Raw genomic sequence first — 24,771 nt, 5'->3', positions numbered from 1 at the left:
CCGCGACGCTCAAGCCTTCACGGTGTTCCAGAGCTTGCCCAGCACACTGACCACCGCCAGCACCACCGCCCCCGCGACAATCCCCGCCAGGCCATTGAGCAATACCGGCACCAACCACGCCACCCCACCCGCGCCCAGGCTGACGGTCTCGATCCAGTGATGCACCACCGGCACGCCATGGGTAAGGATGCCGCCGCCGACCAGGAACATCGCCGCCGTACCGATCACCGACAAGCTCTTCATCATGTATGGCGCCGCCCGCAGGATCGCGCCGCCGATGCTGCGCGCTGCTTGGCCTGGCTTTTGAGTGAGCCACAGGCCCAGGTCATCGAGCTTGACGATGCCGGCCACCAAGCCGTAAACCCCAATGGTCATGACGATGGCAATGCCCGACAGCACGATCACCTGCTGCATCAGCGGCGCATCCGCCACGGTACCAAGGGTGATGGCAATGATTTCGGCGGAGAGGATAAAGTCGGTGCGGATCGCGCCTTTGATCTTGTCCTTTTCGAACGCCACCAGATCGGTCGCCGGGTCCGCCACGGCTTCGACCAACTGCGCGTGCTCGGCCTGGTCTTGCGCCTTGCTGTGCAGGAATTTATGCGCGAGCTTCTCGAAGCCTTCAAAGCACAGGTAGGCGCCTCCGAGCATCAACAACGGCGTGACCGCCCACGGCGCGAACGCACTGATCAACAGCGCCGCGGGCACCAGGATCAACTTGTTGACGAACGACCCTTTCGCCACCGCCCACACCACGGGAATTTCCCGCTCGGCGCGCACACCGCTGACCTGCTGGGCGTTGAGCGCCAAGTCATCGCCGAGCACGCCGGCGGTTTTCTTGGCGGCCATTTTGGTCATCAACGCAACGTCATCGAGCACGGCGGCAATGTCGTCGATCAGTACCAGTAAGCTGCTGCCTGCCATGTTCCATTCCTCGGAAAAGTTTTGCCGAGGATAGGTGGCTGACAGGGTTATGGATAGTGGTACGGCGTCAACGCGGTACGGTCGATGTTTTGATCCAACCGTTGCAAGGCAGCGTCCAATGGGCACAACACCCCCACCGATGCCGTGATGCAGCCCTGAGTGCCGGTCATATCGGCATGCAGCGGCGGCTGGGCCCTTGTCAGCGGCGTCAACTGGCGAATCTGCTCCAAGGACTGGGCCTCGAACGCGACCCGCAGGAAGTAGCGTCCGCTCGATAGCTGCTTGTAGCGTTCGAATTGCAGGCTGCCCACCGGCGGGATATTGCCCTCCAGGTAGTCGCCCAGGCTCCAGCGAAACCCGAGCAGCGTGCGCAGGTAGGAAATGTTGGTGTCATGGGCCACCAGCAGGGTGAAGCGTGTGTCGGGCGGCATCCCCAGGGGATCGTCCTTGGCCTGGGGCGTGCCTTGTCCGAGCGCCAGGGCAATCTGGTTCATCAGCTGCGAGCCGCCACGGCTGGCGATGTAAGGGCTGTCATTGATGAAGTCGTATTTGGCCTTGGTCAATGCCGTCAACTGGGACACTTGCCGCGCGCTGCGCCCGTGGCCAAACGCGACCTGGTCCAGCGGCAGGCCTTCGCTGTACTCCAGGCGGAACGTCTCGCCCAGGTTGGCCTGCGTGCCCAGGCCCTTGATCGCCAGCCGCCCATCTTCGTCCTGGGTCAATTGCCAGGGTTGCTCGGCGTAGCTGCATGGGGCGGAGCCCGCGCAGATCACGTTGCGCAGTTGTTGTTCCGCGTCCCGGTAGCGGGCCTGTGCGCCGGCGACGCTGCCGCCCATGCGGGCGAGCACGCTGTCTTCGGCACGTTGGGGGTCCAGGCGGGCAAAGGGCATTTTGTCGGCCTGGAACAATGCATCCTTGTCGCCCTGCACCACGCTAGGCTGCAGGCCACAGCCCGGAAACAACCCGTCGAGCAGCGCCAAGGCCGTAGCCTGGGTGCGCTGCAACGGGCTGGCGCGCACAAACACTTGCCCGGACGCCGGACAACCATCGGGCAACAGGCCGGCGGAGCGCAAAACCTGGCCGCGATAGCGGCCCATTTCCACCGCCGCAGCGTAACCGTGACCGGTCAAATGCCCATCCGGCACCGACCAACGGGGTTGCGCACGGCCGGTGACCTTGGCCAGTTTCGCGCTGTCAGTGGGTGGACGCACGCCGTGACGGCTGACCTGCACCACCTTGTCCAGCACAAAGTCATCGGCGGGTGCCGCGTGGACCTGGAGTGAAATCAGGCTGGCCAGGACCAGCGGGGTGAATCTTACGAAGCAAGTGAACATAACGGTGTCCTGTGTCGGATCTACGGATGGCCATCCCCGCCCGGAGCGAGCGGGAGTGGCCGCGCCGGGTCAGGGATAGCGGTAGGCCGTCAGCGCCGAGCGGTCGATGGCACGCCCCGTGCGCTCGACGAACTGCGCCATCGGACACAGGGTGCCGACCGAGGTGTGCCGGCAGCCCGGCTGATCGAAATCGGCCTGCAACGGTGGATGCTCCGGACTCAGGCGCTGCAAGGCACGTATCTGATCCATGCCCTGGGTGATGAACCGCGTGCGTACAAAGCGCTCGCCGGTCTGGGTGTCGCGGTAGCGCTCGAACGCCAGGGTGCCGGTGGGCGGGATATTGCCTGGCTGGTACTCGCCCAACTGCCAGGTAAACCCGAGCATCGTACGCAAGTGCGAGATATTCGTGTCGTGAGCCACCAGCATCAGCAGGCGCGCCGCCGGCGGGTTGCCCAGCGGATCGTTTTTCTCCATCGGCGTGCCCTGCTCCAGGGCCAGCACAATCTGGTTCATCAACTGCGAGCCGCCACGGCTGGCAATGTACGGCGTGTCATTGATGAAGTCATATTTGGCCCGGTGCAGGCGCCCCAGGGCCGAGACTTGCGCGGCATCGCGGGCATGGCCGAAGGCGACATCGGCCAGGGGCATGCCTTCGCTGTATTGCAGGCGAATGGTCTCGGCCATCGACGACGCCTTGTCCAGCCCCTTGATCTTGAACCGGCCGCCATCGCCCTCCTTCAACACCCACGGCGTGTCGAAAAACGGACACGCCTTGCCCACTTCGCACACCGCGTTCTTCAGGCGCTCCAGGTCCGGGCGCAAGCGCTCCTGGGCGGCTTGCAGGTTACCGCCCAGGGCTTGCAGGATCTGCGCCTTGGCCATGGCCGGATCGAGTTTGGCGAACGGCATTTCGTCGGTCTGGAACAACGGGTCCGGCTGGGTGCGCGCCAGGGCTTTTTCGCCACAGCCAGGAAACATGCCATCCAGCAGCGCCGCCGCGGTAGAGCGCGTGCGTTGCTTGGGGCTGGCCACCGCGACCAGGCTGCCAGGTTGCGGACAGCCACTGGCCAACAGCCCGGCCTCCCGGTAATACGCCGCCTGCCAGGCGCCCATGTAACTGGCAGCCAGGTAGCCATGGCCGGTCAGCTCACCGTCCTGCACCAGCCAGGGGGTCCAGGCACGGCCGGTGGCCTTGACCAATTTGTCGGTATCGGTAGGCGAGCGCACGCCATGGCGGCTGACCTGCACGGCTTTTTCCAGCACATAGTGGTCGGTTTCGGACGCTTGGAGGCCGGTACACAGGGTCAGCGCAGCCAACGCCAGGCCCGTACGATTGAGTAGGGTCATGTTCAGGTTCCTTGGATCAGAATTCGTAGGAGAAGCCCACGCGGTAGCGGGCCTGGCGCTGGTCAGTGTTCTTGTCGACATACACGTCGGCCACTTCCAGGTACGGAGTCAGGCGTTTGGTCAGTTTGTATTCGAATAACACCTTGTTGCTGTAGTTCTTGCGCGTGCCGTCGAACACAATCTGGTTGCTGTAAATCTGCTTACGCCCGACACCGACCGACAACAGGCCGAATTTATACTTGGCACCCAGCTCGACCGCGTTGTCGTGCTTATCGGCCTTGCCCTCTTCGTCGTAGCGCGTGAGCTTGTGGTAATAGCCCGGCGTAATGGAGAACCGGTCGGTGATGGCATAAGACACTTTCAGCGCCGGCTTGTAGGATTTCTTATCCTTGCCGTCGGCATAGGTGAACTTGGGCTTGACCTTCCAGTGGGCCCCCAACTTGTGGCTGTACTTGACCTTGGCCTTGAGCTCGTCCTTGGTCAGGCGGGAAAACGCCTTGCCCGGCTGGCCGTCGCCGTCGGGAGCCGTGGCCATCACCGCTTCGAAGGAAAACGCCAAGCCATTGTCCAGGGCCTGGGTCAGCATCACCTTGTCCTTATGCTCTCGCTCGACCTCCGAATACTGGTGCTGGTAATCCAGTTCCAGTGCCTGGGTGGTGGTCGAGGCAATGACCAGGCCAATAAACGTATACCGCCTCAACGCTTTCTTATGCTGCCCAGCACTCAATTTCTTCATGTCTTCACCTGTTATTTTTATTGTGGATGGCACCACTGCGTCACTTTTCGAGCGCGCAGCGGTACCGCTTCCGACGACTCGGAACGGTTGAAAAAGGGATGATCAGTCTGTGAGCGGTTTATCGACCAACAGCCGCTGTGTTCGCTTGCGGCGATGGATTTGCCCGGAGAACAACGCGGTCATCAAGACCGAAATCAGCGAGGCACCCAGCCAGAACAACGACAGGGCGTGGAAGTCGTACAGCTTGCCGCCGTCCTGGGCCAGGGTGGTGCCATGCTCGATCAAGACCCCGGTAAGGATCTCCCCGGCGGCCGCACCGGCATAGCTGGCAATGCCGATCATGCCCAGCGCCGCACCGGCCGCGCTTTTGGCGGCGATATCCACGGCCATCAGGCCGCCGAGGAAACACAGCAGCGCGCCCATGGACAGGCCGAACAGCATCATGGCCATTGCATCCAGCCAGTAATGGCCGCCGGGCAGGAACAGGAACAGGCCCAACGAAGCGCTGTTCATCAAGCCGAACAACACCGCCAGGCCATGGCGCCGGCCGCCGAAAAAGCGATCGGAAACCAGCCCGCTCAGGCCCGTGCCGACAATGCCGAACACCCCGGTGATAGAGATCAGCGCCGAGGCTGACAACGTGTTGTAGCCCTTGGCGTTTTCCAGGAAAAACACCCCCCAGGAAATCACCGCATAGCGGCCGATATACATCAGGCAGGAGGCCAGGGCGAGCAACCACAGCGCAGGATTTTTCAGCAGTGCCAGTTGCGCGCCCCATTTGCCGATGGTCTTGGACGCGGCGTCTTCGCGGCCGCCGTGCACTTCGGCAAAGCCTGCGCTTTGCGGTGAGTCAGCCATAAACAGGTAGATCAGCAATATGCCGAGTACGCCCATGGCAGTGGCGAGGAAATAACCATACTGCCAGCCCCAGGTGACGATCACGGCGGCGACGGCGATGTACGTCAGTGCCTCGCCCAGGCTGTGGGCAATCGACCAGAAACCATAGAACGTGCCGCGGTCCTTGTCGGTATACCAGCGCGACAACGACACCACGCACGGCCCCACGCCCATGGACTGGGCCCAGCCGTTAAGGCCCCAGGCCAGGGTGAGGAGGATCGCATTGGTGGTCAGGCCCATGCAGGCGTTGACCACCGCACTGATCAGCAACCCAAGCATCATGAAGCGCCGCACGTTCGCATGGTCGGCCAGGAAACCGTTGACCAGCTTGCCCACCGCATAGGTGAAGAACAGCGCAGAACCGATCATGCCCAATTGGGTGGGAGTGAGTAGGTTCTGCCCCACCAGCGCCGGCTTGGCCACATTGAAGGACAGCCGACACACGTAGAACAGCGCATAGCTCAGCGACATGGACAAAAAGGTCAGCCAGCGCACCCGGCGCAAACGTCGCCCGTCAGGGTCGACCACCAATGGCTGCGCAGGCGCGGCGTGAAACAAGGACAGCAGGGATTTCATGGCGGACAGTCTCCTATTGTTATTATTCGCTGTACGTTGAAACGCAGAGGGTGAAACGCGCTCAAGCCTCCAGTGACGGGCCGATCAACCCGGCCAGTTGCGGGTACACCTGTGGACTGGCCACCAGCAGCGGGTTGCCGCCGAGCAAGCCATCGCCACGCAGGAAATCGCTGCAACGGCCACCGGCTTCACTCACCAGCACCAGCCCTGCGGCACAATCCCAGCTGTTGATATGGGTTTCGTAGTAGCCCACCAAGCGCCCAGCCGCGACGTAAGCGATCATCAGCGCGCCGGAGCCATTGCGGATAAACATGCCGCCGCCGTTCAGCAGACCGGAAAGAAACGGGATGAAATGCTCGCTGCCGCGCCGATGGGAGGTGCCCACGCCGGTTACGCCGTAGCGGATATCCGCCGCCGCGCTGACCCGGATCGGCGTGTCATTCACATAGGCGCCCAGGCCGCGGCAGGCGTGGAACAGTTCGTTGTGATTGGCATCGGCCACAGCGCCGAGCCAGGGTTGGCCATCCACCAGCAAGCCGATGGACACACACCAGGTGTGCAGGCCGTTGACAAAGCAACTGGTGCCATCGATAGGGTCGACCACCCAGACACAACGTGCCTGCAAATCGGCGCGGCCCCCCTCCTCGCCCACAAAGCCATCGTCGGGAAACTGCTCGGCCAGGCGCTCCTTGATAAACACCTCCAACTCGCGGTCGGCGATGCTCACCACATCCTGGGGGACTGAATCCTTGTGTTCGACATCCAACTGCTCGCGCTTGCGGTAATACGCCATGCCACGCTGCGCGGCATCCATCGCCACCTGACGCACCAGCGCGTAGCGCGCCGCCAGGTGATCACGGTCCAGTAACGTCTCTGCTTGCGTCATAAACAAGGCCTTCAGCATGGATTGCACACGTGTGCAAATGATCCGGAAAAAAAAGTGAAGGCACGGCCCTTTGGATAGGCCAGCCACTCACCGCTTACTGCCCATACAACACGAAATAAATTTTCCCTTCAAGCAATTATTGAAATTTTATTTCTGAATTATCGTAGTGCCGCGCTGGATCAGGGTCACCGGCACCGGCTCGAACCGGGCGACCCGCGTGAAGTTTTCACCCCGTGCGACGATCGCGTCGACGGCGCGTTGCGCCAGTTCCACGTTGTCCTGGCGCACCGTGGTCAGGTCATAGGCCAGTTGCGCGGCCTGGGCGATGTCGTCAAAGCCGATGACCTGCACCTGTTGCGGCACCTGCAGGCGCAACGAAAAACGCAGGGCATCCATCACCCCCAGCGCCAGCATATCGGTTGCGCAGAATATCCCGTCCGGCCCTTCCCCCTGGCTGAACAGCGCCGGCACCGCCTGCATTCCGCCCTGGTAACCCGGGGTCTCATTGACCACCGTCTGCGCCTGCACCCCCGCTTCGGCCAGACGCTCGGAAAACCCCAGCCAACGCTCGCGGCTGCTGAAGTTATGCGCGCCCTGGCCCACAAACGCCAGGCGCCGCGCACCGCCCTTGAGCAACGCATCGGCAGCCATACGCCCACCGGCACGGTTATCACTGCCCACCACTTCGGCCCCGGCCAGTTCATGGCCACGGTTGATCATCGCCACCGGAATCTGCCGATCCAGGTAATGCCGGACCACCGACAACGGCGGCGAGGCCGAGGTAAGGATCACCCCGGCAATCTGGTAGCTGAGCAGCGCCTGCAATGACTGCTCAAGCTGGGCAGGGTCATCGGCGTTCATCAACAAGGGCATCAGGCCGCGACGGCTCAGGCTGTGGGCGATGGGACTCAAGAGGCTGGCCCGAAACGCGCTGTCGAACCCCGCCGTGACCACGCCGACGAAGTTGCTGCTGCCCTTGTTCATGGTGCGGGCAATCATATTGACCTGATACCCCAGGGCCTTGGCCGAGGCCAGCACCTTTTCCCGCGTGGCCGGAGCCACGCTGGCGCCCGGGGTAAACGTACGCGACACCGCCGAGCGCGAAACACCCGCATGCCGGGCTACATCCAAGGACGTAATCACGTTTTTTTCAGAGGAGTCCATCGGCCACTGCCCACTGCGAAAGAGCCGCTACGGTAATGGCAAACGCGGTACAGGGAAAGAGTGGCCAATGCCCATTCTTGAGGGCCTCACGAAGCCGGTGCTACTATGCCCGACCGCCTGTACTGGCAAGGAACCCCCAGGTTTATGAGCACCATTCGCGAGCGCAACAAAGAAAAGATCCTGCGGGCGGCGAGCGAGGAGTTCGCCGACAAGGGCTTCGCCGCGACCAAGACCAGCGACATTGCCGCCAAGGCCGGGCTGCCCAAGCCCAACGTCTATTACTACTTCAAGTCCAAGGACAACCTCTATCGCGAGGTGCTCGAAAGCATTATCGAGCCGATCCTGGCCGCCTCCACGCCGTTCAACCCGGACGGCGACCCCAAGGAAGTACTGAGCAACTACATCCGCTCAAAAATCTGCATCTCCCGTGATTTGCCGTTTGCCTCCAAGGTCTTCGCCAGCGAAATCATGCACGGCGCCCCGCACCTCAGCGCCGACCAGATCGAGCAGTTGAACGCCCAGGCCAAGCACAACATCGAGTGCATCCAGAACTGGGTGGATCGCGGCCTGATCGCGGCGATTGACCCCAATCACCTGATGTTCAGCATTTGGGCAGCGACGCAGACCTATGCGGATTTTGACTGGCAGATCTCGGCAGTGACCGGCAAGGCCAAGCTGGATGAAGCGGATTATGAGGCGGCGGCGCAGACGATTATCCGGTTGGTGCTCAAGGGGTGTGAGCCGGGCTGATACACCGCGGTGCCTGTGCCATTCGCGAGCAAGCCCGCTCCCACAGGGGTTTTGTGCCAGACACACAATGTATGAACACCGCAAACCCCATGTGGGAGCGGGCTTGCTCGCGAAAGCGCCCGCCCAGACACATCCTGCCAAAAGCCTGCCAATCAGCATCAACCACCCAGATCTAGCCTCTCAGAACCCCCACTGAAAAGAGGCCACGGAATGCCTGATCTAGCCACCTCACACCGCCTGCGCATCGGGCGGTTCAGCGAACCCAACCGTATCTACCTGATCACCACCAACACTCATGAACGTGTGCCGATATTCAGTGATTTTCATCTGGGTCGCTTGGTGGTCTGGCAATTCAGGCTCGCTCAATATCAAGGCTTGGCGAACTCCCTGGCGTGGGTAGTAATGCCAGACCATTTCCACTGGCTGCTCGAACTGCAAAAGGGCTCGCTGGGCGATCTGATGTGTCAGGTGAAGTCGAAAAGCACTCGAACCGTGAATGGCGCCACAGGCCGCAAAGGCAGACTATGGCAATCCAGTTTTCATGATCGGGCACTGCGCAAGGAAGATGACTTGGTAAAGATGGCTCGGTATGTAGTGGCCAATCCATTGCGAGCTGGATTGGTGGAGCGCATTGGCGACTATCCGCTGTGGGATGCAGTCTGGGTATAAGACCTAGACCGAGTTGCCCCTTTCGCGAGCAAGCCCGCTCCCACAGTTTGACTGCATTCCAAAGTTGGAGCCCGGTCAAAATGTGTGGGCTTGCTCGCGAAGAGGCCCTACCAGTCACCCAAAGATCAAGCCGAACCCCCCGCATCCGCCAACAACCCCACCCCCTCAATCGCCGTAATCGCGCACTGCTCGTCAATATCCGACGTATCCCCGCTGATCCCGATCGCTCCCAGCACTAAGCCCTGCTGATCCCGAATCAACACCCCACCCGGTGCCGGCACAACGCTGCCCTGCCCCAAGCTGTTCAACGCGGCGATAAACGCCGGCCGCTGTTGCGCGTCCAGCGCCAGTAAGCGCGAGCCCTTGCCCAGCGCGATCGCGCCCCATGCCTTGCCGATGGCGATCTGCGGGCGCAGCAGGCTGGCGCCGTCTTCCCGTTGCAGGGTGATCAGGTGCCCACCGCTGTCGAGCACCGCGATGGTCAGCGGCGCCGCTGAAATCGTGCGGCCTGCGGTAAGGGCCTGGCTGGCCAGTTGGGTGGCTATTTTCAAGGTTAAAGCGCTCATGGTGCCGTCCTTATCTTGTTATGGAAAAAGCGGTGGAGGTCTAAATCGTCAGATGCTCGATCAAACAAATAGAACACAATGACATTTGTTTTTGTATACAATATTTTCGCACAAACCCTCCATACGTCGAAAAAATGCCTTCCGACGAACGTTCAAGCCAATAAACAAAATGAATTGACCTGCGCCGCTCGCCGTGAATACACTTTGACGAGAAACCACTTGTATACAATTACAAAACGCAAGAGGCACCAAAACCATGAGCAAAATGAGAGCAATCGAAGCCGCCGTTCTGGTAATGCGCCGTGAAGGCGTGGACACCGCCTTCGGTATCCCAGGCGCCGCGATCAACCCGCTGTACTCGGCCTTGCAGAAGGTGGGTGGCATCGATCACGTCCTTGCTCGCCACGTTGAAGGCGCCTCCCACATGGCCGAGGGTTACACCCGCACCAAGGCCGGCAATATCGGCGTGTGCATCGGCACCTCCGGCCCGGCGGGCACCGATATGGTCACCGGCCTGTACAGCGCCTCGGCCGACTCGATCCCGATCCTGTGCATCACCGGCCAAGCCCCTCGTGCCCGGATGCACAAGGAAGACTTCCAGGCCGTGGACATCACCAGCATCGTCAAGCCAGTGACCAAGTGGGCAACCACCGTCCTCGAACCCGGCCAGGTGCCTTACGCGTTCCAGAAAGCCTTTTATGAAATGCGCTCCGGCCGCCCAGGCCCGGTGCTGATCGACCTGCCGTTCGACGTGCAGATGGCCGAGATCGAATTCGACATCGACGCCTACCAGCCGCTGCCGCTGGCCAAGCCACTGGCCACACGCATCCAGGTGGAAAAAGCCCTGGCCTTGCTCGATCAAGCCGAACGCCCACTGTTGGTCAGTGGTGGCGGCGTGATCAACGCCGACGCCAGCGACCTGCTGGTGGAGTTCGCCGAACTGACCGGCATCCCGGTGATCCCGACCCTGATGGGCTGGGGCACGATCCCCGACGATCATCCGCAAATGGTGGGCATGGTCGGCCTGCAAACCTCCCACCGTTACGGCAACGCGACGATGCTCAAGTCGGACGTGGTGCTGGGCATCGGCAACCGCTGGGCCAACCGCCACACGGGGTCGGTCGAGGTGTATACCGAGGGTCGCAAGTTCATTCACGTCGACATCGAGCCGACGCAGATTGGCCGCGTGTTCACCCCGGACCTGGGTATCGTGTCCGACGCCGGCTCGGCCCTGACAATGTTCATTGAAGTGGCCCGCGAGTGGAAAGCCGCCGGCAAGCTCAAGGACCGCAGCGCCTGGCTCAACGACTGCCAGCAGCGCAAGGCCACCCTGCATCGCAAGACCCACTTCGACAACGTACCGGTCAAGCCGCAACGGGTGTACGAAGAGATGAACCAGGTGTTCGGCAAAGACACCTGCTACGTCAGCACCATCGGCCTGTCGCAGATTGCCGGTGCGCAATTCCTGCACGTCTATAAGCCACGTCACTGGATCAACTGCGGCCAGGCCGGTCCCTTGGGCTGGACCATTCCGGCGGCCCTTGGTGTGGTCAAGGCCGATCCGAGCCGCAAGGTCGTCGCGCTGTCGGGGGACTATGACTTCCAGTTCATGATCGAAGAATTGGCGGTGGGCGCACAGTTCAAGCTGCCGTACATCCACGTGGTGGTGAACAACTCCTACCTCGGCCTGATCCGCCAGGCCCAGCGCGGGTTTGAAATGGACTACTGCGTGCAGTTGTCCTTCGACAACCTCAACGCCCCGGAACTCAATGGCTATGGCGTCGACCACGTCGCCGTCGCCGAAGGCCTGGGCTGCAAGGCCCTGCGAGTGTTCGAGCCTAGCCAGATCGCACCGGCCCTGCGCCGCGCCGAGGCAATGATCGAAGAGTTCAAGGTGCCGGTGATCGTCGAGATCATCCTGGAGCGCGTGACCAATATTTCCATGGGCACCGAGATCAACGCCGTCAACGAATTCGAAGATCTGGCCCTGGTCGGCAATGACGCGCCGACCGCCATTTCCCTGCTCGATTAAGGAGAACCCTATGCCGCGTTTTGCCGCCAACCTGTCCATGCTGTTTACCGAGCAAGACTTTCTTGCTCGCTTCAAAGCGGCCGCCGATGCGGGCTTCGAAGGTGTCGAGTACCTGTTCCCGTACGAATTCAGCTCGGCTGAAATCAAGGCACACCTGGACGCCAACGGCCTGACCCAAGTGTTGTTCAACCTGCCGGCCGGCGACTGGGCCAAGGGCGAGCGCGGCCTGGCGTGCCACCCGGACCGGGTCGAGGAATTCCGCGCCGGGGTCAAGCTGGCCATCGCCTATGCCCAGGTCCTGGGCAACACCCAGATCAACTGCCTGGCGGGCATCCGGCCACCGGGCGTGGACGATGCCACCCTGGAAAAGACCTTCGTCGCCAACCTCAAGTACGCCGCCGACAAGCTGCAAGCCGCAGGCATCAAGCTGGTGATGGAGATGATCAACACCCGCGACATCCCCGGCTTCTACCTGAACAACACCGCGCAAGCCCTGTCGATCCGCGAGCAGGTGGGCAGTGCCAATCTGTTCCTGCAATACGACATCTATCACATGCAAATCATGGAGGGCGACCTGGCCCGCACCATGGCCGCGCACCTGGGCGAGATCAATCACATCCAGCTGGCGGATAACCCAGGACGCAACGAGCCGGGGACCGGGGAGATCAACTATCGGTTCCTGTTCGAGCATTTGGACCGCATTGGTTACAAGGGCTGGGTGGGTTGCGAATACAAACCGCTGACCACCACCGAGGCAGGTTTGGGCTGGCTCAAGAGCCACAACGCCATCTAACTGGCACAACACAAAACAAAATGTGGGAGCTGGCTTGCCTGCGATGCAGACACCGCGGTGTTTCAGGCAAAACCGGTGGATGCCATCACAGGCAAGCCAGCTCCCACATTGGATCGTCTGTGTTTGGCAGGCTGAGACAGGCCTACCCATCTAATAAAAAGAGGTTTTTTCGTCATGGCTAAAATCGGATTCATCGGCACCGGCATCATGGGCCAACCCATGGCCGCCAACCTGCAAAAGGCAGGTCACCAACTGTTCCTCTCCGAACATCACGGCAAAGCCCCGCAAGCCCTGCTCGACGCCGGCGCCATCGCCCTGGCCAACCCGCAGCAAGTCGCCCAGGAAGCCGAGTTCATCATTGTGATGGTGCCCGACACCCCGCAGGTCGATGACGTGCTGTTCCGCGCCGACGGCGTGGCCGCCGGCCTGTCGCCAAACAAAGTGGTGATCGACATGAGCTCGATCTCCCCCACCGCCACCAAGGCCTTCGCCGCCAGGATCAACGAGGCCGGCGCGCACTACCTGGATGCGCCCGTGTCCGGCGGTGAAGTCGGCGCCAAGGCCGGCACCCTGAGCATCATGATCGGTGGCGAGCCGCAGACCTTCGAACGCGCCCTGCCGCTGTTCCAGGCCATGGGCAAAAACATCACCCTGGTCGGCGGCAATGGTGATGGGCAGACCGCCAAGGTCGCCAACCAGATCATCGTCGCGCTGAACATCCAGGCAGTGGCCGAAGCGCTGCTGTTCGCCGCCAAGAACGGTGCCGACCCGGCCAAGGTGCGTGAAGCGCTGATGGGCGGTTTTGCCTCGTCGAAGATCCTTGAAGTGCATGGCGAGCGCATGATCAAGGGCACCTTTGACCCGGGCTTTCGCATCAACCTGCACCAGAAGGATTTGAACCTGGCGCTGGCCGGGGCCAAGGAACTGGGGATCAACCTGCCGAACACCGCCGGTACGCAGCAGGTGTTCAGTACCTGCACCGCAATCGGTGGCGGCAACTGGGACCACTCGGCGCTGATCAAGGGCCTGGAGCACATGGCGAATTTCTCGATTCGCGACAAGTAAGTCCTGACTTGAAATGCAAGCCAGTGTGGGGCTGGCTTGTGTGGGAGCTGGCTTGCCGGCGATAGCATCACCTCAGTTTGCCTGATACACCGAGGTGTTTGCATCGCAGGCAAGCCAGCCCCCACACAAGCCAGCTGCCATATTTTGGTCCTTGTTCCAGGTCTCACCTCTAATAACAAGAAGCCCCCGGGAGCCCGCTTATGTCGGTCGATCCGCAACACCTGCTTCGCGAGCTGTTCTCCACAGCCATCGACGCCGCCCACCCCCGGCAAGTCCTTGAACCCTACCTGCCCGCCGACCGCAGTGGCCGAGTGATCGTGATCGGTGCCGGCAAAGCCGCCGCCGCCATGGCCCTGGTTGTCGAAAACAGCTGGCAAGGCGAAGTCACGGGCCTGGTCGTCACCCGCTACGGCCATGGCGCGCCGTGCAAGAAAATCGAAGTGGTCGAAGCCGCTCACCCGGTCCCCGACGCCGCCGGCCTGGCGGTGGCCAAGCGCGTGCTGGAACTGATCAGCAACCTCGGCGAAGACGACCGCGTGATCTTCCTGCTGTCCGGTGGCGGCTCGGCCCTGCTGGCCTTGCCCGCCGAAGGCATCACCCTGGCCGACAAGCAAGCCATCAACAAAGCCCTGCTCAAGTCCGGCGCCACCATTGGAGAGATGAATTGCGTGCGCAAGCACCTCTCGGCGATCAAGGGTGGCCGGCTGGCCAAGGCGGCATGGCCGGCCACGGTCTACACCTATGCGATTTCCGACGTGCCGGGCGACCAGGCCACGGTGATTGCATCCGGCCCCACCGTCGGCGACCCAAGCACCTCGGCACAGGCGTTGGCGATCCTCAAACGCTACAACATCGATGCCCCCGCATCGGTGCGCAGCTGGTTGCAGAACCCCGCCTCGGAAACCGTCAAGCCGGGCGACCCGATTCTCGCCCGCAGCCATTTCCAATTGATCGCCCGCCCGCAGCAATCCCTCGAAGCCGTGGCGGTCAAAGTGCGCCAGGCCGGGTTCAGCCCGCTGATCCTCGGCGACCTCGAAGGCGAAGCGCGGGACGTGGCCAAGGTGCACGCCGGCATTGCCCGGCAAATCGTGCAACACGGCCAACCACTGGCGGCGCCGTGCGTGATCCTGTCCGGTGGCGAAACCACCGTGACCGTACGCGGCAATGGCCGTGGCGGGCGCAACGCGGAGTTCCTGCTCAGCCTTACCGACAGCCTCAAGGGCCTGCCCGGCGTATACGCCCTGGCCGGTGACACCGACGGCATCGACGGTTCCGAAGACAACGCCGGCGCGATCATGACCCCGTGCAGCTATTCACGCGCCGAAGCGCTCGGCCTGTCGGCCAGCGACGAGTTGGACAACAACAATGGCTACGGCTACTTCGCGGCCCTCGATGGGTTGATCGTCACCGAGCCGACGCGCACCAACGTCAACGACTTGCGCGCCATCCTGATTCTTGAGACTGCCAAACATGACGCCTGACAAGAAGGTCAAAATCCTCGCCACCCTGGGCCCGGCCACCGACGGTATCGATGACATCCGCGAGCTGGTCGAAGCCGGGGTGAATATCTTCCGCCTCAACTTCAGCCACGGTGAGCACGCCGACCACGCCCAGCGCTACCAATGGATCCGCCAGGTGGAACGCCAGCTGAATTACCCGCTGGGCATTCTTATGGACCTGCAAGGGCCCAAGCTGCGGGTCGGACGTTTTGCCGACGGCAAGGTGCAACTGGTGCGCGGCCAGGCGCTGCGCCTGGATCTGGACGAAGCCCTGGGCGACGAACGCCGGGTGAACCTGCCCCACCCGGAAATCATCGCCGCGCTGGAGCCGGGCATGGACCTGTTGCTGGACGACGGCAAGTTGCGCCTGCGGGTGATCACCAAGCATGCCGATGCCATCGACACCACCGTGCTGAACGGCGGCGAATTGTCGGACCGTAAAGGTGTGAACGTCCCACAAGCGCTGTTGGAACTGAGCCCGTTGACCGCCAAGGACCGCCGCGACTTGAGCTTCGGCCTGGAACTCGGTGTGGACTGGGTCGCGCTGTCGTTCGTGCAGCGCCCGCAAGACATCCGCGAGGCCCGCGAGCTGATCGGCGACCGCGCCTTCCTGATGGCCAAGATCGAGAAACCTTCGGCAGTGCAGCGCCTGCGGGAGATCGCCGAATTGAGCGACGCAATCATGGTGGCCAGAGGCGACCTCGGCGTGGAAGTGCCGGCCGAAAGCGTGCCGCAAATCCAGAAAGACATCATCAGCACCTGCCGCCAGTTGGGTAAGCCGGTGGTGGTTGCGACGCAGATGCTCGAATCCATGCGCTTCTCCCCGGCGCCGACCCGCGCCGAAGTCACCGACGTGGCCAATGCGGTTGCCGAAGGTGCCGATGCGGTGATGCTCTCGGCGGAAACCGCCTCCGGCGAGTACCCGCTGGAAGCCGTGCAGATGATGAGCAAGATCATCCGCCAGGTGGAAAGTGGTCCGGATTACCAGGCCCAGCTGGATGTGAGCCGCCCCAAGGCGGACGCCACGGTGTCGGATGCGATCAGCTGCGCGATCCGGCGTATCAGCCACATCCTGCCGGTGGCGGTGCTGGTGAACTACAGCGAGTCGGGCGCCTCCAGCCTGCGCGCGGCGCGGGAGCGGCCGGTGGCGCCGATCCTCAACCTCACGCCAAACCTGTCCACGGCACGGCGCTTGAGCGTGGCCTGGGGCGTGCATTCGGTGGTCAATGACCGGCTGCGGCAGGTGGATGAGGTGTGTTCCACCGCGCTGGAAATTGCCCAGGCCCAAGGGATGGCGGAGCGGGGGGATACGTTGGTGATCACGGCGGGGGTGCCGTTCGGGCAGCCGGGGTCGACCAATTCGCTGCGTATCGAGACGTTGATTTAGCGTCTGTAAGGGCCCCTTCGCGAGCAAGCCCGCTCCCACATTTGACGGCGTTCACAAATCAAAATGTGGGAGCGGGCTTGCTCGCGAAGGGGGCAACTCGGTCTAGCTGACTTACCTCTATGCACAACCCTACCTGCCCCGACTGGGCCGAAGCCCTGCTCAACGGTTTCAGCCAAATCTTCCTCCAGCGCCAACCGCTGTGCGGCCTGCTGTGCCTGCTGGCCATCCTGATCGGCGCCCCGGCCTTGTTCGGCGGGGCGTTGCTGGGTGGCATCGCGGGTTTGCTCACGGCCCAGCGTCGGGGTTATCCCAAGGCCGAGCGCCAGGCCGGCCTGTATAGCTACAACGGCGTACTGCTGGGGTTGTTGGTCAGCCAGCACTTCGCCTGGTCTGCGCTGTTGCCGCCGCTGATCCTGGCCTGCGGCGGTGTGGCGGCGATGCTCACGCGCCAATGGCTGAAACATGCAACCCACCCGCAGGCCTTGCCCGCCTATACCGCGCCGTTTGTCGGCCTGGGCTGGTTACTGCTGGGCAGCGCGCCAGAGAGCACCTTTACCCTGACCACCCCGCAAACCGTCTCCGTCCTCAGCGCGCCCTTTACCGGGCTCGCGCAAATCATGCTGCTGGACACCCCGCTGGCCGGCGTCTTGATTGCGCTCGGCCTGTGGTTGGCGAACCGCCGCGCCGCCATCTGGGCCTTGATCGGCGCCAGCACCGGCATGCTGGTTGCGCTGCTGCTGGACGAACCCACCAGCGCCCTCCTCGGCCTGCACAGCTACAACCCGGCGCTGGCGGCACTGGCCTTGAGCCAGACACGTCGCCAGCCGTGGCTGGCGTTGCTCGGCATCGGCCTGGCGATCGTGCTGACGTCAGCTTTCGCCACGCTGCATCTGCCAGCACTGACAGCGCCCTTCATTCTGGCCTGCTGGCTGGTACACACAGGCGCCCGCCTGCTTCAGAAACCGCGCATGGACAGCCCCTTCGAATCCCCCTAGGCTTGCTCGATATTCGTTTCAGGCGGGCTTTATGGACAGCAACAACGACTGGCGCCAACGGCTCTACGTCATGATTTTCCAGAGCGACACCCTTGCCGGGCGGCGTTTTGACGGCATCCTGCTGCTGATCATCCTCGCCAGCCTGGTGATCGTGATGCTCGACAGCATCGACGACATCCACCAGAACTACGCCGACGTGCTGGCCTACATCGAGTGGGGCTTCACCATCATCTTCGCCATCGAGTACGGCTTGCGGCTGTATTGCTCGCCCAAGCCGCTGCGTTATGCCTTCAGTTTTTACGGGCTGGTGGATTTGCTCGCGATCGTGCCCGGCATCCTCGCCCTGTATTACAGCGATGCGCAGTACCTGTTGATCATCCGCATCATCCGTATGTTGCGCATCTTCCGGGTGCTCAAGCTCAGCCCCTACCTCAAGCAAGCCAACTACCTGATGGCGGCGCTGCGCGGCAGCAAACAGAAGATCGTGGTGTTCCTGGTCAGCGTGTGCACGCTGGTGACAGTGTTCGGCACCCTGATGTACGTAATCGAAGGCCCGGAGCACGGGTTTACCAGCATTCCCAAGGGCATTTACTGGGCCATCGTGACCCTGACCACCGTGGGTTTTGGCGACATCGTGCCGAAGACCCCGTTGGGCCAGGTGATTTCGTCGCTGGTGATGATCACGGGTTACTCGATCATTGCCGTGCCCACCGGGATTTTCACCGCCGAACTGGCCAGCGCCATGCGCGGTGAACAACTGCAACACGACTGCCCGGTGTGCAAGAAGAGCACCCACGAACCCAACGCCGCATTCTGTTCGCGCTGCGGCAGTAATCTTTTTCGTAAAGTGGAATAAGCAAAGTGCGTTTTAATCTTTAAACGTCTATACGCGCCCGGCTATAGTCGCTGGCAAATTGCCGTCACTTACCCCGTCATTTTCTCGAACAACAAGGAATGAGCAGTGAAAAAACTCGTTAGCGCCTCTCTCCTGGCCGCCGGCCTCGCCCTGGCGGGCGCCGTCCAGGCTGCCCCCGTGACACTGCTCAACGTCTCCTACGACGTGATGCGCGATTTCTACAAGGACTACAACGCGGCGTTCCAGAAGCACTGGGACGCCGAGCACCCGAACGACAAGCTGACTTTGCAGATGTCCTTCGGCGGCTCCAGCAAACAAGCGCGCTCGGTGATCGATGGCCTGCCCGCTGACGTGATCACCATGAACATGGCCACCGACATCAACGCCCTGGTGGACAACGGCAAACTGGTGCCGGACAACTGGGTCACGCGCCTGCCGAACAACAGCGCACCGTTCACCTCGGCCACCGTGTTCATCGTACGCAAAGGCAACCCGAAAGCCCTGAAAGACTGGCCGGACCTGTTGAAAGACGGCGTGCAAGTGATCGTGCCCAACCCGAAAACCTCGGGTAACGGCCGCTACACCTACCTGTCGGCCTGGGGTTATGTGTTGAAGAACGGCGGCGATGAAAACAAGGCCAAGGCCTTTGTCGGCAAACTGTTCAAACAAGCCCCGGTGCTGGACACCGGCGGCCGTGCCGCCACCACCACGTTCATGACCAATCAGATCGGCGACGTGCTGGTGACTTTTGAAAACGAAGCGGAAATGATCGCCCGTGAATTCGGCCGCGACCAGTTCGAAGTGATCTACCCAAGCGTCTCCGCCGAAGCAGAGCCGCCGGTGTCGGTGGTCGACAAAGTGGTCGAGAAGAAAGGCACCCGCGTCGCGGCCGAAGACTACTTGAAGTACCTGTGGTCGGCCGAAGGCCAGGAAATCGCGGCGAACAACTACCTGCGCCCACGTGATCCAAAAGTGTTGGCCAAGTACACCGACCGCTTCCCGAAAGTCGACTTCCTGTCGGTAGAGAAGACCTTTGGTGACTGGCGCACCGTGCAGAAGACCCACTTCAATGATGGTGGGGTGTTTGACCAGATCTATAGCGGTCAGTAACTGAATAAGCCCAATTAAAACTGAGAGGGCTTGTGTGGGAGCGGGCTTGCTCGCGAATGCGGTGGATCAGTCAATTAATCTGGTGACTGACACACCGCATTCGCGAGCAAGCCCGCTCCCACATTGGATTCTGCGCCAGTCGTTACATCGGTGGTGTCACACCATCTTTACCGGCTGAAATAGCCTGCGCCGTGATGGTCCCATCCGCGCCCTTCACCGCAAACAACACCACCTTCACCCCCGGTTTCAACAAGCTGCGATCCCCCGGTTCGAGGTTGACGATCGGCACGTCCTGCGGCACCACGATCTTCTGCTCACCGCCCTTGTACTTCACCGTCAGCGTGCGCCCGTTGCTCACCACCAGGTCGCCCACGGTGCCGTTGGTCATGCTGCTGCCTTCCTTCAAGTCGAACGCCCGGTGCCCGTCACCGGTGCCGGCCATGGCCGGTGGGAATACGTGCACTTCCAGGGCGGTCAGGCTGCCGTCGGCATTGGGCATGGCGGCGGAGCCGATGTAGCTGCCCGGCTTGATCTCATCGATCCTGGCCAGGGTGACGGCGCGCACCTGGGTGTCCCGGGTCAAGTGCACGGTGACGTCTTCGCCGCTGTTGACCTTGACCTGTATTGCGTCGCCCTCGACAGCGGTGATGGCACCGCGCACGCCCACACGCGGCGCATCGGCGGCGTGGGCCAGGCCAACGGCCATGGCGGCGGCAAGGGTTGACGCCAGGAGCATCTTGTTCAGCGTGATCTTCATGGGATTTCCTGTTTCGGCAGTTGTGTCTGAATGTATCATCAGCCTTTGCGCAGAAAGTTAACGATTCACTCATCAATACCGGGCATGAGTGTTATCACCACCAGCGGCCTACCCGGGCTACGGTGTTGTCTTTAGGCTCGCCCCACTTTCCTTCGCTTTTATGAGAACACCATGAACGCTACTTCCCACGCTACAAGCACCATGACCCGGAGCATGGTGATGCTGTTTGCGTTTTGCTGCGGCGCCATCGTTGCCAACATCTACTACGCACAACCGATCATCGAACTGATTGCCCCGGACATCGGCCTCACCCCCGCCATGGCCAGCCTGATCGTGTCACTGACACAAATCGGCTACGCCCTCGGCCTGTTTTTCCTGGTGCCCCTGGGTGACCTGCTGGAAAACCGCAAGCTGATGATCAGCACCACTGTGCTCGCCATCGCCAGCCTGCTGGGCGCGGCGATTACCGAGCAGCCGAACCTGTTCCTGCTGGTGTCACTGCTGATCGGCTTCAGCTCGGTGTCGGTGCAGATCCTGATCCCGCTGGCCGCGCACCTGGCGCCGGCCGAGTCCCGTGGGCGTGTGGTCGGCAGCATCATGGGCGGCCTGTTGCTCGGCATCCTGCTGGCGCGGCCGGTGTCCAGCGTGGTGGCGGATCACTTCGGCTGGCGCGCGATGTTCATGGCCGCCGCGGCATTGATGGCGTTTATCAGCGTGATCCTGCTGATCACCATCCCCAAGCGTCAGCCCGACCACAGTGCCACCTACGGCCAACTGCTGCGCTCCCTCGGCACCCTGCTGCGCAAGCAACCGGTATTGCGCCAACGGGCGTTCTACCAGGGCGGCATGTTCGCCACCTTCAGCCTGTTCTGGACCGCCGTGCCGCTGGAACTGGCGCGTAACCACGGCCTGAGTCAAAGCGAGATCGCCCTGTTTGCCCTGGTGGGTGCCCTCGGCGCCATCGCCGCGCCAATCGCCGGGCGCCTGGCCGATGCCGGCCACACTCACCGCGCGTCGCTGCTGGCCATGCTGTTTGCCGCGCTGAGTTTCCTGCCGGCCTTCGTCCACCCGCTGTACAGCGTGATCGGCCTGGCCGTGACCGGCGTGGTCCTGGACTTCTGCGTACAGATGAACATGGTGCTCGGCCAACGCGCCATCTACGCCCTCGACGCCAACAGCCGCAGCCGCCTGAACGCGCTGTACATGACCAGCATCTTCATCGGCGGTGCCTTCGGCTCGGCAATTGCCAGCAGCGTGTACGAACACGGCGGCTGGCTGGGTGTGGTGTTGGTGGGCAGCGCGTTCCCGCTGGTGGCGTTGTTGCGCTTCCTCAGCGTTTCCCGTGAAGCGGCCCCGGTAGCCGCGTAACACCTGACCTGTGGGAACTGGCTTGTCGGGTCCCACAGGGCCAACCTCAGGAACGCACCAACTTCTCCAAAGCCGCATCCGCCAGGAATGACGAGCGGCTTTTCACCTTGTGCTCACGCACGTAGCGGTCGATACGCTGGATGACGTAACCGGGCAAGGTCACATTGACCTTCTCGGTCTTGCCCAGATAGGGCGTAACGTCCAGCTCCAACATGCCCCAGCCCATACCCGCATAGTCTTCGTGGGCGTGATGATTGGCCACCGAGGTGGGCATGGGGATCGGCCCGCCCTCGGCGGCGATCTCCTGCAGCAGGATGTGTGCGACTTCCACGGCCGCGTTGTACGCCTCTTCGAAACTGTCCCCGGCAGTGACGGCGCCTGGAATATCGGGGATCTGAATGCCGGTGGCGGCGAAGTCATCGCCCCATTCGATACAGATTGGGTATTGCATGAATGCTCTCCTTAAAACTCAAACAGACCAGCACGTTTCCTGATACTTCTCACAGTACCCGCAGGCAGGTCCTTCTTTGGATGAGGCACCGGAATCGTGTACGGGTTATAGCGATGGGTGAAAATATGATGACTGCCCGTGACCCGATCCAGCACCCAGCCCGCCTCTTGCAGTTCCTTGATCAATAACCTGCTTTGCACCCCAGCCTCCTTGGCTTGGCCCGAATAAAAGTAACCCTAGAGTTATCTTTACTCAAGCACAAAATCCCCCGGACTGACTGACGGCTGTTTTGCTGGATGTTGAAAGCCCCCGGCCCTGCACGGGAAACGCATGACACCTGCGGCTCATCACCTTAGGCTTGAGCGCCGCCAAGCCAAACAGGAACACCCGATGGACCGCCTCACCGCCATGGAAACCTTCGTCCACGTTGTCGAAACCGGCTCGTTCTCCGCCGCCGCCAAACGCCTGGGTATCGGCCAGCCCGCTGTGTCCAAGAGCATTGCGCAGCTGGAAGCACGCCTGGCGGTGCGGTTGGTGCTGCGTTCCACCCGTGGCCTGAGCCCGACCGAGGCGGGCCTGGCGTTTTTCGAGAAAGCCAAGCGCGCCATCGATGAAGCCAACGCGGCCGACGACGCCGCCCGGGGCGCCGGTGCGGGGCTCAGCGGCAACTTGCGGGTCAGCGCGTCGGTAACCTTCGCCCGGATGCACATCATTCCCCAGTTGGGCGCGTTTCTGGCGCAGTACCCCGAGATCACTGTGGATGTGATCCTCGACGACCGCAGCCTCAACCTGGTGGAAGAAGGCATCGACGTCGCCCTGCGCATGGGCAATCTGGACGATTCAAACCTCACCGCGCGCAAGATCGGCGAATCGCCCTGCGTCATCCTCGCCACCCCGGCCTACTTCGAACGCTGCGGCGAACCCGCCACGCCGGAGGACCTGATGCAACACGAGGCCATCATCTACACCCGTGGCGAGGGCGCGCACTGGAGCTTCACCCAGGGCGACACGGCGTACCCCGTCGTGGCCCACGGCCGCGTGCGCGTCACCGCAGCCGAAGGCGTGCGGGCTGCGGTGTTGAGTGATTTGGGGCTGACGTTATCGTCCACCTGGATGTTCGCGCCGGAACTGGCCAGTGGCGAAGTGAAAACCGTGCTCACCGACTGGAAACTGCCCGCACGGGATCTATGGGCGGTGTTCCCCACGGGCCGGATGGCGAGCGCCAAGGCGCGGGCGTTCGTGGCGTATGTCGAGCAGTTGCTGGCGTAGCCCTCGCGCTACAAACCGGGGAATACGAGCATTGAGCGACGGCCCGTTGTTGATGTGGCGCTCAACTCAAATGCTGCTGATCCAGGCAGCACAGCAAGCGCTCGACCGTATGCGCCAGCGGTCCGGAATTATCCAGCACATACAACCCCGAGCCATTGTCGGCAATCAGTTGTGCCGTGAACTGCGCATTGCGCGCCAGGCGCGCTTCTATATCCGCCAGCGATTCACGTCCCCGTGAGATCAAGCGTTGGCGCAACACCGCCTGATCCACCGTCAGCAACAACACCAGCAAGGTCGGATAACGCGCGCGAGTCTGCGCCAGGTGCGCGCGGGAGCCGTTGACCAGCACGTCGTGCCCGGCCGCCAGCCAGTCGTCGATTTCCCTGGGAATGCCGTAGGACAAGCCATTGGCCTGCCAACTCAGGGCAAACGCGCCCTCGGCCTCCATCGCGGCGAACTGCTCGGGGCTCACGCCTTGCGCCGCCTCGCCCACCGCTTCCGCCGAACGGGTGATGACGCGGCGCACGATGCGGCAACCGCGCTCGGCCAAGCGTGGGCGTGCGGCGTCCAACAGGCTGTCCTTGCCCGAACCGGATGGTCCGATGAGATAGATCAACCTGCCTGCCATCCACATACCCTCTTGACCTTTTGCCGGTCAGTCCGCCGGCGGCGGCCACTTTACAGTAGCGCACCGGCTGGCAGGTAGCATTGCGAATGCGCGAAGCGATGGACGCGGAAACCAGACTTTCCCTACGGCTGAATCTTCGCCAGTTATTCATGATGCCGGCCGAGTTGTACGCAGGAGGTCATACCCCAACCGGGTTTCCATTCCCCGGTCGGCATTCTGTGTGCAGCTCACCTCCCACATTTGCCCCTGCGTTTGGCCGAACGCATTTCATCGGTATGAAAAAGGCGACCCGAAGGTCGCCTTTTCTATTGCGCGTATTTCTTGCTCAACCCCGGCGGCACGCCCTGCACGTCTGTTTCTTCCCAGGGTCCATTCGGGCCGATGGAACGGCTCCAGCCGTTGTTCCAGCGATAGTAGGTGCGCTGGCGGTAGAAGGTGTCGGGTTGATCTTCCAGCACGTAGACCTTCATGGTGCCGTCCCAGTGGCTGGCGGCACCCGGTGGTGGGGCAAAGGTTGGCGACGAGGTCGGCACCGGCCTTTTCGGCGGTGGGGTTACCGGGGTGGAGGGTCTGGTGCTCGGCTGGGTCGCCGGGCCCGACGGTGGGATGGTCGGGCCGGTCGGTGCGGGAGGTGGGCGGTGGACCGCACAAGCACTCAAGCCCAATACCAGGCTGAGCAGGGTGATACGTGCGAATGCGGTCATGGGCGTTT

25 protein-coding genes are annotated in these 24,771 nt (G+C 62.2%); 12 read left to right on the top strand and 13 right to left on the bottom strand.

Annotation, left to right across the window (positions count from 1 at the left end; genetic code table 11):
* Positions 1-9: 9 nt before the first annotated feature.
* The 7 genes from IB241_RS13180 to IB241_RS13150 form a co-directional block, all read right to left on the bottom strand.
* Positions 10-924, bottom strand: a complete 915-nt coding sequence (locus tag IB241_RS13180) for a DUF808 domain-containing protein (RefSeq protein WP_192298813.1) — start codon at positions 922-924, stop codon at positions 10-12.
* Positions 925-971: 47 nt separating this feature from the next.
* A complete protein-coding gene (locus IB241_RS13175; RefSeq protein ID WP_192298812.1) occupies positions 972-2,258 on the bottom strand; it encodes a histidine-type phosphatase in 1,287 nt (428 codons plus the stop codon).
* Positions 2,259-2,327: 69 nt separating this feature from the next.
* On the bottom strand, positions 2,328-3,605 hold the full coding sequence (locus IB241_RS13170; RefSeq protein ID WP_225595467.1) for a histidine-type phosphatase: 1,278 nt from the start codon (positions 3,603-3,605) through the stop codon (positions 2,328-2,330).
* A 16-nt stretch (positions 3,606-3,621) separates the two neighbouring features.
* Positions 3,622-4,374: a porin gene (locus tag IB241_RS13165; protein ID WP_329959603.1), complete on the bottom strand. Its 753-nt coding sequence runs from the start codon at positions 4,372-4,374 to the stop codon at positions 3,622-3,624.
* A 69-nt stretch (positions 4,375-4,443) separates the two neighbouring features.
* A complete protein-coding gene (locus IB241_RS13160; protein ID WP_192298809.1) occupies positions 4,444-5,814 on the bottom strand; it encodes an MFS transporter in 1,371 nt (456 codons plus the stop codon).
* A gap of 61 nt (positions 5,815-5,875) precedes the next feature.
* A complete protein-coding gene (locus IB241_RS13155) occupies positions 5,876-6,700 on the bottom strand; it encodes an inositol monophosphatase family protein (protein WP_192298808.1) in 825 nt (274 codons plus the stop codon).
* A 147-nt stretch (positions 6,701-6,847) separates the two neighbouring features.
* Positions 6,848-7,843: a LacI family DNA-binding transcriptional regulator gene (locus tag IB241_RS13150; protein ID WP_318652598.1), complete on the bottom strand. Its 996-nt coding sequence runs from the start codon at positions 7,841-7,843 to the stop codon at positions 6,848-6,850.
* Positions 7,844-8,008: 165 nt separating this feature from the next.
* Here IB241_RS13150 and IB241_RS13145 point away from each other — a divergent pair, with 165 nt between their 5' ends.
* Both IB241_RS13145 and IB241_RS13140 read left to right on the top strand, forming a co-directional pair.
* A complete protein-coding gene (locus IB241_RS13145; RefSeq protein ID WP_192298806.1) occupies positions 8,009-8,614 on the top strand; it encodes a TetR/AcrR family transcriptional regulator in 606 nt (201 codons plus the stop codon).
* A gap of 210 nt (positions 8,615-8,824) precedes the next feature.
* Positions 8,825-9,283 (top strand): REP-associated tyrosine transposase, encoded by a 459-nt coding sequence (locus IB241_RS13140; RefSeq protein WP_192298805.1) that lies wholly within the window; start codon positions 8,825-8,827, stop codon positions 9,281-9,283.
* A gap of 125 nt (positions 9,284-9,408) precedes the next feature.
* Here the strand turns inward: IB241_RS13140 and IB241_RS13135 are convergent, their stop codons facing one another.
* Positions 9,409-9,849 carry a GlcG/HbpS family heme-binding protein gene (locus IB241_RS13135; RefSeq protein WP_192298804.1) on the bottom strand — a complete coding sequence of 147 codons (441 nt, stop codon included), beginning with the start codon at positions 9,847-9,849 and terminating at the stop codon, positions 9,409-9,411.
* A 256-nt stretch (positions 9,850-10,105) separates the two neighbouring features.
* Between IB241_RS13135 and gcl the strand changes: the two genes are divergently transcribed.
* The 8 genes from gcl (at position 10,106) to IB241_RS13095 (ending at position 19,586) form a co-directional block, all read left to right on the top strand.
* Positions 10,106-11,881 carry a glyoxylate carboligase gene (gcl, locus tag IB241_RS13130; protein WP_192298803.1) on the top strand — a complete coding sequence of 592 codons (1,776 nt, stop codon included), beginning with the start codon at positions 10,106-10,108 and terminating at the stop codon, positions 11,879-11,881.
* A gap of 10 nt (positions 11,882-11,891) precedes the next feature.
* Positions 11,892-12,674, top strand: coding sequence for a hydroxypyruvate isomerase (hyi, locus tag IB241_RS13125; RefSeq protein ID WP_192298802.1), 783 nt, complete (start codon positions 11,892-11,894; stop codon positions 12,672-12,674).
* 174 nt (positions 12,675-12,848) lie between these two features.
* Positions 12,849-13,739 carry a 2-hydroxy-3-oxopropionate reductase gene (locus tag IB241_RS13120; RefSeq protein ID WP_192298801.1) on the top strand — a complete coding sequence of 297 codons (891 nt, stop codon included), beginning with the start codon at positions 12,849-12,851 and terminating at the stop codon, positions 13,737-13,739.
* A 200-nt stretch (positions 13,740-13,939) separates the two neighbouring features.
* Positions 13,940-15,220, top strand: coding sequence for a glycerate kinase (locus tag IB241_RS13115; protein WP_192298800.1), 1,281 nt, complete (start codon positions 13,940-13,942; stop codon positions 15,218-15,220).
* Positions 15,210-16,625, top strand: a complete 1,416-nt coding sequence (gene pyk, locus IB241_RS13110; protein ID WP_192298799.1) for a pyruvate kinase — start codon at positions 15,210-15,212, stop codon at positions 16,623-16,625. The genes IB241_RS13115 and pyk overlap by 11 nt, the downstream gene beginning before the upstream one ends.
* A gap of 119 nt (positions 16,626-16,744) precedes the next feature.
* Positions 16,745-17,620 carry an urea transporter gene (locus tag IB241_RS13105; RefSeq protein ID WP_192298798.1) on the top strand — a complete coding sequence of 292 codons (876 nt, stop codon included), beginning with the start codon at positions 16,745-16,747 and terminating at the stop codon, positions 17,618-17,620.
* A gap of 31 nt (positions 17,621-17,651) precedes the next feature.
* On the top strand, positions 17,652-18,476 hold the full coding sequence (locus IB241_RS13100) for an ion transporter (RefSeq protein WP_192298797.1): 825 nt from the start codon (positions 17,652-17,654) through the stop codon (positions 18,474-18,476).
* 105 nt (positions 18,477-18,581) lie between these two features.
* Complete coding sequence (locus IB241_RS13095; RefSeq protein ID WP_192298796.1) at positions 18,582-19,586, top strand: sulfate ABC transporter substrate-binding protein; 1,005 nt, start codon at positions 18,582-18,584, stop codon at positions 19,584-19,586.
* Between the two features lie 142 nt (positions 19,587-19,728).
* Here the strand turns inward: IB241_RS13095 and IB241_RS13090 are convergent, their stop codons facing one another.
* The gene (locus IB241_RS13090; RefSeq protein ID WP_192298795.1) at positions 19,729-20,343 is read right to left on the bottom strand and encodes a DUF5666 domain-containing protein; all 615 of its coding nucleotides are present in this window, start codon (positions 20,341-20,343) and stop codon (positions 19,729-19,731) included.
* Positions 20,344-20,514: 171 nt separating this feature from the next.
* Here IB241_RS13090 and IB241_RS13085 point away from each other — a divergent pair, with 171 nt between their 5' ends.
* Positions 20,515-21,711 (top strand): MFS transporter, encoded by a 1,197-nt coding sequence (locus tag IB241_RS13085; protein WP_192298794.1) that lies wholly within the window; start codon positions 20,515-20,517, stop codon positions 21,709-21,711.
* Positions 21,712-21,757: 46 nt separating this feature from the next.
* Here the strand turns inward: IB241_RS13085 and IB241_RS13080 are convergent, their stop codons facing one another.
* Entirely contained in the window at positions 21,758-22,162 is a 405-nt protein-coding gene (locus IB241_RS13080) for a type II toxin-antitoxin system HicB family antitoxin (protein ID WP_192298793.1), read from the bottom strand.
* An 11-nt stretch (positions 22,163-22,173) separates the two neighbouring features.
* The gene (locus IB241_RS13075; protein WP_192298792.1) at positions 22,174-22,362 is read right to left on the bottom strand and encodes a type II toxin-antitoxin system HicA family toxin; all 189 of its coding nucleotides are present in this window, start codon (positions 22,360-22,362) and stop codon (positions 22,174-22,176) included.
* A 190-nt stretch (positions 22,363-22,552) separates the two neighbouring features.
* Between IB241_RS13075 and IB241_RS13070 the strand changes: the two genes are divergently transcribed.
* Positions 22,553-23,431 carry a LysR family transcriptional regulator gene (locus IB241_RS13070; RefSeq protein WP_192298791.1) on the top strand — a complete coding sequence of 293 codons (879 nt, stop codon included), beginning with the start codon at positions 22,553-22,555 and terminating at the stop codon, positions 23,429-23,431.
* Positions 23,432-23,492: 61 nt separating this feature from the next.
* On the opposite strand, the gene phnN is transcribed toward IB241_RS13070, so the two are convergent.
* On the bottom strand, positions 23,493-24,059 hold the full coding sequence (gene phnN / locus IB241_RS13065) for a phosphonate metabolism protein/1,5-bisphosphokinase (PRPP-forming) PhnN (RefSeq protein ID WP_192298790.1): 567 nt from the start codon (positions 24,057-24,059) through the stop codon (positions 23,493-23,495).
* Positions 24,060-24,364: 305 nt separating this feature from the next.
* Positions 24,365-24,763, bottom strand: coding sequence for a hypothetical protein (locus tag IB241_RS13060; protein WP_192298789.1), 399 nt, complete (start codon positions 24,761-24,763; stop codon positions 24,365-24,367).
* Positions 24,764-24,771 lie beyond the last annotated feature (8 nt).

This window comes from Pseudomonas sp. PDM05 (assembly GCF_014851685.1).
Taxonomy (GTDB): domain Bacteria; phylum Pseudomonadota; class Gammaproteobacteria; order Pseudomonadales; family Pseudomonadaceae; genus Aquipseudomonas.
The sequence above is the reverse complement of the archived record's forward strand: the minus strand, read 5'-3'. Positions and strand labels throughout refer to the sequence as shown.